Source organism: Neobacillus sp. PVCKKU3 (assembly GCF_058323225.1).
Map to the genome: position 1 here is coordinate 62,471 of NZ_JBLVQN010000034.1, position 8,285 is coordinate 70,755.

Annotated in this window: 6 protein-coding genes; 5 read left to right on the top strand and 1 reads right to left on the bottom strand. The window is 45.6% G+C overall.

The window, feature by feature from the left end; genetic code table 11:
- Positions 1-176 precede the first annotated feature (176 nt).
- The 4 genes from ACNQGS_RS20785 to ACNQGS_RS20800 all read left to right on the top strand — a co-directional run bounded on the left by ACNQGS_RS20785 (position 177) and on the right by ACNQGS_RS20800 (position 4,892).
- The gene (locus ACNQGS_RS20785) at positions 177-1,871 is read left to right on the top strand and encodes an N-acetylmuramoyl-L-alanine amidase (protein WP_491489032.1); all 1,695 of its coding nucleotides are present in this window, start codon (positions 177-179) and stop codon (positions 1,869-1,871) included.
- Between the two features lie 355 nt (positions 1,872-2,226).
- The gene (locus ACNQGS_RS20790; RefSeq protein WP_491489033.1) at positions 2,227-3,036 is read left to right on the top strand and encodes an N-acetylmuramoyl-L-alanine amidase; all 810 of its coding nucleotides are present in this window, start codon (positions 2,227-2,229) and stop codon (positions 3,034-3,036) included.
- 168 nt (positions 3,037-3,204) lie between these two features.
- A complete protein-coding gene (locus ACNQGS_RS20795; RefSeq protein ID WP_213144039.1) occupies positions 3,205-3,708 on the top strand; it encodes an Lrp/AsnC family transcriptional regulator in 504 nt (167 codons plus the stop codon).
- Positions 3,705-4,892, top strand: a complete 1,188-nt coding sequence (locus tag ACNQGS_RS20800) for an aminotransferase (protein ID WP_491489034.1) — start codon at positions 3,705-3,707, stop codon at positions 4,890-4,892. Before ACNQGS_RS20795 ends, ACNQGS_RS20800 begins: the two co-directional genes overlap by 4 nt.
- Positions 4,893-5,149: 257 nt before the next feature.
- On the opposite strand, the gene ACNQGS_RS20805 is transcribed toward ACNQGS_RS20800, so the two are convergent.
- Positions 5,150-6,142: a zinc-binding dehydrogenase gene (locus ACNQGS_RS20805; protein ID WP_491489035.1), complete on the bottom strand. Its 993-nt coding sequence runs from the start codon at positions 6,140-6,142 to the stop codon at positions 5,150-5,152.
- A gap of 153 nt (positions 6,143-6,295) precedes the next feature.
- Here ACNQGS_RS20805 and ACNQGS_RS20810 point away from each other — a divergent pair, with 153 nt between their 5' ends.
- The gene (locus tag ACNQGS_RS20810; protein WP_491489038.1) at positions 6,296-7,804 is read left to right on the top strand and encodes a GGDEF domain-containing protein; all 1,509 of its coding nucleotides are present in this window, start codon (positions 6,296-6,298) and stop codon (positions 7,802-7,804) included.
- The last annotated feature ends 481 nt before the right edge of the window (positions 7,805-8,285 follow it).

An 8,285-nucleotide genomic window follows, 5' to 3' on the forward strand; every position in this document is an offset into this window, starting at 1 on the left:
CCATTATTAAAAAAATGTTGCCCCATTTTCGGTTTCTTAGCCTTTTTCCAAAAAACTTTACAAAAAGTACTCCTTGCCCAGAAAGTCGGGAACATAGGCACAATGTACTAGGCCCGAACCAATTCAAACTCTTGCCATAGGATATATATGATAATAAGTGAAATGGAGGAGATGAAATGAAGATTTATTTAGACCCGGGGCATGGCGGAAACGACCCTGGCGCTCAAGGAAACGGTCTAAATGAGAAGGATGTCACCTTGGATATTGCATTGAAGCTGCGCTCCATTTTAGTCAATCAGTTTGAAAATGTATCGGTCAAAATGAGTCGTGAAAGTGATATCACCAAAAGCCTGGGTGCCCGGACAAGCGAGGCGAATGCTTGGGGCGCAGACTTTTACCTGTCAATTCATATCAATTCAGCGGGCGCTTCCGCCCAAGGTTATGAGGACTATATTTATAACGGCCTTTCTAGGTCCTCACGAACAGCCCAGATCCAAGGTATCATTCATGCAGAGGTAATGAAAGTAAACGAGTTAATTGACCGCGGCACGAGGCAGGCCAATTACCATGTGCTGCGTGAGTCCAATATGGAAGCCGTCTTAACGGAAAATGGCTTTATCTCTAACGCTCATGATTCAGCGCTAATGAAGCAAGATGCGTGGCGGCAGAAGGTCGCTCAAGGCCATGCGAACGGTCTTGCAGCAGCCTTTAATCTTGTTCGAAAAAACAATCCTGCACCAGCGCCGCAGCCAGCGCCCGCCCCAACACCAGCTCCTGCCCCTCAGCCAGCGCCTGCGCCGTCAACTCCCGTGTCCGGAACCCTCTTTAAAGTCTATTCTGGTTCCTTCAAATCAAGAGAAAATGCAGACGAGCGCGTCGCCAAACTTCGGTCCATGGGATTTGATGCCTTTGTGGATATTACAAACATTTCAGGCGGGACCTGGTACCGCGTCCAAATAGGTGCTTTCGCGAACCGGGAAAACGCCGAACAGCGCTTGAAAGTTGTGCAAATTGCCGGATTTAATGATTCCTTCATTATTATCGAAGGAGGCGGCGTAACTGCCACAAGTCCGACAGGAGGAACAAGCAGTACACCGGATAATTCCGGGGCGTCTGACAGCAATTCTGCGGATATTACTCCTAGTCCAGATAACGCTCCTGATCCAGATACCGTTCCTAGTCCAGAAGCCGGCTCTAGTACCGATAGTGTCACTAATGAAGCGAGTGAATCCGCCCCATCCGACACCGCTGACCCGAATAACGGTACTGCATTAGGTGGCGATTCTGACTCAAGCAGTCGCTCTGACATAGTCAGCGAAACCCCAAGCGCCCCTGTCCAAGATTCATCTATTAACTCAATTTTCGGACCAACCTTCGTATCGCCAGAGCATATGAACCGATTTGTAAAAACAGTTAATCCAAGCGCACCTGATTTGGGAAGCCTTTATTTAAAATATGGCGAATATTACGGAATTCGCGGAGACGTCGCGTTTGCACAGGCCGTTCACGAGACAAACTTCTTCCGATTCACCGGCGTCGTCAAGCCCGGGCAGGACAACTTCGCCGGCATCGGAGCAACCGGGCCCAACAATCCAGGTGCCAGCTTCCAAACACCTGAAGAAGGGGTAATCGCTCACCTGCAGCACTTGTTCGCCTATGCAACCACGAACCCACTGCCAAACCAATACCCATTAGTAGACCCTCGTTTCCACCTTGTCAATAGGGGTACTGCGCCAACATGGACCTCCTTAAACGGAAAGTGGGCCGTACCAGGAACCACTTATGGTCAAATGGTTTTAAACCTGTATAAACGGATGGTGAATTTCTCGATTCAAAATTTGGATGGTATCCAAAGGGAGATTCCATATTAAGGAGGTTTCCACTAATTAAACGTTTGGGGAAACGAGCTGTAGTTTCCACTATTTTCATAGTTTGCATTATCTAATTGGAAGCCATAAGAGTTGAATGATTAACTGATTTTTTCAAAAATGTAAGCATATTTCCTCTTAAAACGTTTGATTAGATTGTTTTGAACCCTTTTTATAAAAGGGTTTTTCTTTTTTTACAATGGAGGATTCCAAAATATTTTTTCCACAGCCTGCCCTTTTGGGGGCTTTTTTTATAAATAAAAGATGGAGAGGGTAAACAGTTGGGCAGACACCGGCCCGAACCTTGTCCAACCTTTTTTCATAAGATATAGATGAAGTTCAGAATGGAGGTGAAAAAGTGAAAATTTATCTTGATCCAGGACACGGAGGCACCGACCCTGGCGCCCAGGGCAATGGCTTGAATGAGAAGGATGTGACGCTCGATATCTCGCTTAGACTGCGCAGTATTTTAATTAATCAATTTGAAAATGTTGAAGTGAAAATGAGCCGGGAAAGCGATATCTCAAAAAGCTTGAGCCAGCGGACAAACGAGGCAAATGCCTGGGGTGCTGATTATTATTTGTCGATTCACATAAATGCCGCTTCAAGCGCTGCACAAGGATACGAGGATTACATTTATAACGGTCTGTCAGATTCCTCGCAAACGGCTAAGTACCGCGAAATCATCCATGGGGAAGTCGTAAAAATGAACCAACTTATCGACCGCGGAATGAAAAAGGCCAACTTCCATGTCCTCCGCGAATCGGCCATGCCGGCAATACTCTCGGAAAACGGCTTTATAACGAATGCGCATGATGCTGCGCTAATGAAACAGGCAGCGTGGCGCCAAGATGTCGCTCAAGGCCATGCAAACGGGCTTGCCAAGGCTTTTAATTTACAGGCAAAATCAGCCTCTGCCCCACCGCCCAGCACCAGCACACTTTACAAAGTAATCGCCGGTTCGTTCCAGTCCCAAGAAAATGCGGACAAGCAGGTAGCTCTGTTGAAATCGAAAGGATTCGAAGCGTTTGTCGATACTGTTGTGATCAGCGGGACAACCTGGTACCGGGCTCAGGCCGGTGCCTTCTCAAGCCGCGAAAATGCCGAAGAACGGATGAACGCCATTAAAAATGCCGGATTTCCGGATGTGTTCATTTCAGTGGAATAAGCAAGTAATTTAATAAGAACAGGCAGCCCGCCTTTTGGAGCGGGCTTTTTTTGTGCTAGCACAATATATTTGTTGTATAACAGTATTTGGGAGTGACTTTCATGCAGAGAAGGATTAAAATCATAGGTAGGATTTTTTAAGTTTAGCTAGTTTAGGAGGTACCCCCTTATGAAGCTTAATAGTGAAGAAATTGAAATTCTGAAAATCATTGAAGAGAACCACAAAATTTCAACGGCGACCATCGCGTCCATGGTCATGAGCAGCGAGGAGAAAGTCCGCGAAACGATCAAAAAGCTGGAAGAGCAAAAAGTCATCATGAGTTACCCAACTTTGATCAACTGGAGCAAGGTTGAGGGGCAGGAACATACTATTGCCATGATTGACGTAAAGGTCACACCAAAGCGCGGGGTAGGATTTGACGAAGTGGCACAAAGAATCGCCCGTTTTCCTGAGGTATCTTCCTTGTATCTGATGTCAGGTGCCTACGATTTATCCATTACTGTCGAAGGAAGAACAATGCACGAAGTCGCTTCCTTTGTTTCGGCAAAATTATCGCCAATTGAAAGTGTTGTTTCTACAACCACTCATTTCATGTTGAAAAAATACAAGCATGATGGCGTTCGTTTTGACAGCGGCGACGAAAAAGACCGCAGAATGGTGGTTACACCATGAGTAATGACATTTCGAAATATCTGTCAAATACAGCTAGAGAACTTAAGCCATCAGCAATACGGAAATTTTTCGATTTGGCCGCCGGTATGGAGGGCGTTATTTCGCTAGGTGTCGGGGAACCGGACTTCATTACACCTTGGAACGTGCGTGAAGCAACGATATTATCCATCGAACAAGGCTTCACATCCTATACGGCAAACGCCGGCTTGCTGGAGCTGCGTGAGGAAATTGCAGCCTATCTACAGAGAGGCTTTAACGTAGAATACAATCCCGTTAACCAAATCATTGTCACTGTTGGGGCAAGCGAGGCAATCGACATTGCCTTTCGTGCGATTGTAAACCCTGGCGATGAAGTCCTGATCGTAGAACCGTCGTTCGTTTCTTACGCACCATTGGTGGCATTGGCGGGTGGGACACCAATCCCTGTATCCACCTCACCTGAAAACGGCTTTAAGATCACGGCCGAGCAAATTGAAGCGGCGATCACGGAAAAAACAAAAGCTATTTTAATCTGTTCGCCAAACAATCCAACCGGTACGGCTTTAACGCGTGAAGATTTGAAGGAAATCGCCGCGACGATCGAAAAACATGACCTGCTTGTCGTTTCGGATGAAATTTATGCAGAACTAACCTATGACGAGGAATTTACAAGCTTGGCTGCGATAGAAGGCATGTATGAGCGGACAATTTTAATAAATGGTTTTTCCAAAGGCTTTGCGATGACAGGCTGGAGGCTGGGATTCTTGGCTGCTCCTGCTGAGTTTGTCGGGCATATGCTAAAAATTCACCAATACACGACCATGTGCGCGCCGCACATGCTTCAGCACGGCGCCATTGAGGCACTGCGCAACACATACCATGAGGTTGAAGCGATGCGAAACAGTTATCGCCGCCGCCGAAATTATGTAGTGGACACGTTGAATACTATCGGGCTGGACTGCCATATTCCAGGCGGGGCCTTTTATGTGTTCCCATCAATCAAGGCGACTGGCCTGAGTTCCGAGCAGTTTGCCGAGGAACTGTTGTTGGAAGAAAAAGTCGCTGTGGTACCGGGCAATGCTTTCGGAGAAAGCGGCGAAGGATATATCCGCTGCTCCTATGCAACTTCGATGGAACAGCTGCAAGAAGCGTTAAAACGGATGCAGCGGTTTGTGGAGCGCCGGGTAGGGGCTGTTGTTAAATAGTTAATGGAACGGGTTCTTGGACCCGTTCTTTTTTATAATCCTACTGATTAAGAATCCGCTGAGTTCCAAGAGGTACCGCCTAACTCTTCAGGTTATCCACCATTTTCACGATATATCCGCCAAACTCACTCGGACATCCGCCTATTTTAATGAGGTATCCGCCAAACGCCTACAATCGCTCCAAAACAGGTATTATTTTTTCAAAAAAAATGCCTGCTACCGCACAAAAGGCTGGTACCAGGCACTTTACTAAAATATTATCCAATATAAAACCCAATTTTGCCTAATTGCTCCGCCTTTTCCATCCGCTCGAAGGCCGAGCCGAACTCCTTTAATGAGTACATACGGTCAACCACTGGCTTAATTTCATGCTTCGTTACAAACTTAAGCATTTCCTTGTATTCCTCGCCGCTCCCCAATGTGGTTCCAAACAACTTATACTGGCCGTAGAAAAAGTCGCGCAGGTTGAATTCGACGACATCACCCGCCGATGCTCCAAAAGTCACAATCGTTCCGCCCGGGCGGAGCTGCTTTAATGACTTATTAAAGGTTGCCGCCCCAACGCACTCGATGACAAGGTCCATTTTTTCACCATCAAGCGCCTGTTCCCAGTCCTCGTTGCTGTCAAACGCCTGATCTGCACCAAGCTCTAAAGCCTTCTGACATTTTTCTAACGAACGAGAAGTCACGTACACAACCGCCCCTGCCGCTTTCGCAAACTGCAGTAATAAAGTCGCAACTCCGCTTCCAATGCCGGGGATCAATACCTTCATCCCTTCGCGCACCTGCCCCTGTGTAAATAAAGCTCGGTAGGCTGTCAGCGCCGCTAATGATAGCACACCTGCCTCCTCCCAGCTTAAATAGCCAGGTTTCAAAGCAACGTTATCGGCAGGAACGACTACCTGCTCAGCAAAGGTTCCATGGAATGGAAGACCAAGAATTTCAAACCCAGCCGGCGGTGCATCGCTCTTTTCCATCCAGCCAAGGCTCGGGTTGACCAGCACTTCATCGCCGACCTTGACATCAACAACTCCCTCACCGACCGCATCAACCACACCGGCGCCGTCCGATCCGATGATGAGCGGCGGGTCTGTCGGCTTGTGGCGCACCAGCACGAACAAATCACGATGATTTAGCCCTGCTGTTTTCAGCTTCACCCGCACCTCTCCAACCCCCGGTTGCAACTCTTCCATTTCCCGAACGGCTAACCCTTCAATACCAGCCTTGTCCGCATGAACAACTGCTTTCATTTTGCTCACTCCATTCCTATTCATTTTTTGAAAAATATGTACTAAATCCATAATACTCTGAAAATGGCATTTTTTAAATAAAATGACTTTTAAAAATGGTTTAAATGTTGCGTGGACAGGCCCCCATACCTATGATACACTACATTGGAAAAAATGGATTTTGGCGGAAAAAGGATGATTGACTTGAAGAAAAATACTATAAAACTGCAAAAGAATTCCGTTCCTGACCGCGAGTTTCAACAATCTAACTACGACATCCTCTTTGAGAGATTAAAGCTCGTTTCCTATATGCTCATCTTCACCTATCCATGCTTTTTCATTGTTGACTTTTTCTTTTTGCAAAATCTCAATCAGCCTGCCTTTAAATGGACCCTTAAAGTGGTGCATCTATTTGGTCTGGTCATCTCCCTTGTATTCATCATGCTATACCGGCACAGTAAGCGCCACACGGTTTCCAAAAGCTTCATTGTTAACTCCTATATTTCGCTGTATCTGCTGATTGGAGCCGTGTCATCCATTAACAGCCAGCTGAACACCGGAAACATCTACGCCTATCTGATTATTTTATTTGCGGCTGCGATTATTTTTCCCATCCGGCCAAAGCACATGCTCACGATGATGCTAGGCGCCCATCTCATTTCTATCGCCGTACTGGCCTTTTTGGGGAAAATTAATTATTCTTTCATGTTAAATCTTGTCAATTCAACCGGAGCCGCCGTAATCGCGTTTACAATTGCTCTAACCTTTTACAGATTTCGAAAAAATGATTTTTTTAACAAAAGGAAGTTAACCAAAAACGAGGAAAGCTTCCGCCGCTTGTTCCAGCGGAATCCAAATCCGTTGATCCTTATTAATCTGGACAATGAAATCCAGCTGGTCAATCAGCAGGCTATCCACTACTATCAACTGGAGGGAAAAGAATTAGCTGCTCTCGATGCTGGTTTCTTGTTTGGCAATCCCGCTGAAAGACAAGATGTTATGAAACGGTTGTATGAGGAGAAAAGTGTCAAAAATTACGTGACCGAGCAGCAGCTTGCTCCCGGTCAAAAGAAATGGTCGCTTTTGCATTTTGAGTTGGTGGATTATCATGATGAAACCTGCGTCCTCATTGACACTACCGATATTACCGACATCAAGAAAAAGGAACAGGAGCTTATGGAGCACGCCTCCATCGATGTGCTTACAGGGGTGCGGAACCGCCGCACCGGTATCGAGATGCTGCGCCAAGAGTTAAGTACCGGGACAAATTCCCGCGAGTTTATCCTTTGCTTCATTGATATTAATGGACTAAAAAAGGTCAATGACCACTTGGGTCATGCGATGGGTGACGACCTGATCAGGACATGCTGCGTGGAGATAAGCCGGCATATTCAATCAGACGATATTCTATTCCGTCTCGGCGGGGACGAATTCATCATTGTATTTTTTGAAAAAGAAATGGCTAACGTCGAACAGGTTTGGATGAATATTGAGAATGCGTTCAAGACCATGAACGAGACCGGACAAAAGCCGTACAAGATTTCCGCCAGCCATGGGTTTTACCACTATAAGCCGGGTACGCCGGTTACACTGGATGAAATCCTGGAAATCGCTGATCAGGAGATGTATAAAAGTAAATTCTCCTCTAAGGCGCAAAACGAAGGGGTAAATGCTTTTAAATAGGGAAAAGGAGGTGAACTGTGTAAGGTTAGGAAGTTCTCTTTCGAGGTACCCGCAACTATAAAAGACAGTATAAAAGCAAAGCATTTCGCGTAGGAATTCGCTTTGCCTTTTTATTGATATGTCAAGGTTTTTAGTGAATTGGTTAGTTAAATCGCAAATAAATTAAAATATTGTTTGACACGTTGACAATTTTTATTGTCACGTAGTGATTTCAGATACGGTTTCGTATGCTAATAAGTCTGGAATTTTAAGTTCATTTTTATTTTTTGTTGAACTCCACTCTTTTTGTTGCTTCGGATAATGATTTAATAAATAGACGGAAAAATTTCGCTTAATTAGTGAATATCAATAAAAATAGCTTCAATAGACGGAGAGATTCCGCCTATTGAATCAAAAAACGTGAAAATAGAGGATTTTGCTTTGCATAATCGGAAAACCTCCCCCTATTTACCCCGAAACAAGTTCCATTCTGCATTTAACA